This is a genomic window from Dietzia sp. NPDC055343, assembly GCF_053645265.1.
In genome coordinates this window covers 1-2992 of the sequence record NZ_JBSHMJ010000075.1, presented here as the reverse complement: position 1 = coordinate 2992, position 2992 = coordinate 1, and the positions used below count along the sequence as shown (strand labels likewise).

Below are 2992 nucleotides of genomic sequence, written 5' to 3'. Positions count from 1 at the left end.
CGATGTCCTTGGTTCTGCCGGACCGGGCGCTGATTGATCGCGGGTTAGGGGAACGACTTGGAAGGGTCGGCCGGAGAGGGTGAGAGTCCCGTACCTGAAAGCCTTGTGGCGGAGCGATTTGTGTACCCAAGTAGCAGCGGGCCCGTGAAATCTGCTGTGAATCTGCCGGGACCACCCGGTAAGCCTAAATACTTCTTGGTGACCGATAGCGGATTAGTACCGTGAGGGAATGGTGAAAAGTACCCCGGGAGGGGAGTGAAATAGTACCTGAAACCGTGTGCTTACAAACCGTCAGAGGCTTTAGGGCTGATGGCGTGCCTTTTGAAGAATGAGCCTGCGAGTTAGTGGTATGTCGCGAGGTTAACCCGTGTGGGGAAGCCGTAGCGAAAGCGAGTCCGAATAGGGCGTTTGTAGTGGCATGCTCTAGACCCGAAGCGGAGTGATCTACCCATGGCCAGTGTGAAGCGACGGTAAGACGTCGTGGAGGCGCGAACCCACTTAGGTTGAAAACTGAGGGGATGAGTTGTGGGTAGGGGTGAAAGGCCAATCAAACTCCGTGATAGCTGGTTCTCCCCGAAATGCATTTAGGTGCAGCGTCGCATGTTTCACCTCGGAGGTAGAGCTACTGGATGGCCGATGGGCCCTACAAGGTTACTGACGTCAGCCAAACTCCGAATGCCGAGGTGTGAGAGTGCGGCAGTGAGACTGCGGGGGATAAGCTTCGTAGTCGAGAGGGAAACAGCCCAGATCGCCGGCTAAGGCCCCTAAGCGTGTACTAAGTGGAAAAGGATGTGGGATCGCTGAGACAGCCAGGAGGTTGGCTTAGAAGCAGCCACCCTTGAAAGAGTGCGTAATAGCTCACTGGTCAAGTGGTCCTGCGCCGACAATGTAGCGGGGCTCAAGTACACCGCCGAAGCCGCGGCACTCACACAATAACCTCCTCCGGGCAGGTGTGTGGGTGGGTAGGGGAGCGTCGTGTGGCCATAGAAGCGCCGGAGTGATCCAGGTGTGGAGGCCACACGAGTGAGAATGCAGGCATGAGTAGCGAATGACGAGTGAGAAACTCGTCCGCCGGATGACCAAGGGTTCCTGGGTCAAGCTAATCTGCCCAGGGTGAGTCGGGACCTAAGGCGAGGCCGACAGGCGTAGTCGATGGACAACGGGTTGATATTCCCGTACCCGTGTATGCGCGCCCATGGTGAATCAGTGATACTAACCGCCCTGAATCCTCTGGAACACCCTTCGGGGTGTCGTGAGGTGGATGCGCGGGACCTGATCTGGTAGTAGCCAAGCGATGGGGTGACGCAGGAAGGTAGCTGGGCCAGTCAGTGGTTGTACTGGTGTAAGAGTGTAGGCCGCGACATAGGCAAATCCGTGTCGCATGAAGGCTGAGACTTGATGCATACCCGTTGTGGGGAATTCAGTGATCCTATGCTGCCGAGAAAAGCCTCTAGTGAGTTCATACACGGCCCGTACCCCAAACCAACACAGGTGGTCAGGTAGAGAATACCAAGGCGATCGAGAGAACTGTGGTTAAGGAACTCGGCAAAATGCCCCCGTAACTTAGGGAGAAGGGGGACCACGCCCGGTGACGGTCTTTACGGCCTGAGCTGGGGGTGGTCGCAGAGACCAGAGAGAAGCGACTGTTTACTAAAAACACAGGTCCGTGCGAAGACGTAAGTCGATGTATACGGACTGACGCCTGCCCGGTGCTGGAAGGTTAAGAGGACCGGTTAGCCGCAAGGCGAAGCTGAGAATTTAAGCCCCAGTAAACGGCGGTGGTAACTATAACCATCCTAAGGTAGCGAAATTCCTTGTCGGGTAAGTTCCGACCTGCACGAATGGCGTAACGACTTCTCTGCTGTCTCGACCACAGACTCGGCGAAATTGCACTACGAGTAAAGATGCTCGTTACGCGCGGCAGGACGAAAAGACCCCGGGACCTTTACTATAGCTTGGTATTGGCGTTCGATTCGGTTTGTGTAGGATAGGTGGGAGACTGTGAAGCATGCACGCCAGTGTGTGTGGAGTCGTTGTTGAAATACCACTCTGATCGTATTGACCGTCTAACCTCGGCCCATGATCTGGGTTAGGGACAGTGCCTGGTGGGTAGTTTAACTGGGGCGGTTGCCTCCCAAAGAGTAACGGAGGCGCCCAAAGGTTCCCTCAGCCTGGATGGCAATCAGGTGTTGAGTGCAAGTGCACAAGGGAGCTTGACTGTGAGACTGACACGTCGAGCAGGGACGAAAGTCGGGACTAGTGATCCGGCACCGGCAAGTGGAAGCGGTGTCGCTCAACGGATAAAAGGTACCCCGGGGATAACAGGCTGATCTTCCCCAAGAGTCCATATCGACGGGATGGTTTGGCACCTCGATGTCGGCTCGTCGCATCCTGGGGCTGGAGTAGGTCCCAAGGGTTGGGCTGTTCGCCCATTAAAGCGGCACGCGAGCTGGGTTTAGAACGTCGTGAGACAGTTCGGTCTCTATCCGCCGCGCGCGTAAGAAACTTGCGGAAAGCTGTCCCTAGTACGAGAGGACCGGGACGGACGAACCTCTGGTGTGCCAGTTGTTCCACCAGGAGCATCGCTGGTTAGCTACGTTCGGAAGGGATAACCGCTGAAAGCATCTAAGCGGGAAGCCTGTTCCAAGATGAGGTTTCTCACCACCATCGCGTGGTTAAGGCCCCCCACAGACCATGGGGTTGATAGGCCGGAACTGGAAGCGCAGCAATGCGTGGAGGTGACCGGTACTAATAGGCCGAGGGCTTACACACACAACAAGTTTTCAAAAAGACAAGTTCGCGTCCACTGTGCAGTATCTGAAACAACACACCCGCCACACACACGTGTGGCCGGGCCTTGTTTCACAGAGTTACGGCGGCCATAGCGGCAGGGAAACGCCCGGTCCCATTCCGAACCCGGAAGCTAAGCCTGCCAGCGCCGATGGTACTGCACTCGCGAGGGTGTGGGAGAGTAGGTCACCGCCGAACACAA

General features: G+C 56.4%; 2 rRNA genes (1 of these 2 cut by a window edge). Both read left to right on the top strand.

What is annotated here, in order from left to right:
• A 23S ribosomal RNA gene (locus tag ACWIE7_RS18140) occupies positions 1-2772 on the top strand; it begins 425 nt to the left of the window's first position.
• Positions 2773-2871: 99 nt separating this feature from the next.
• Positions 2872-2988 (top strand): 5S ribosomal RNA (gene rrf, locus ACWIE7_RS18135).
• Positions 2989-2992: the final 4 nt, after the last annotated feature.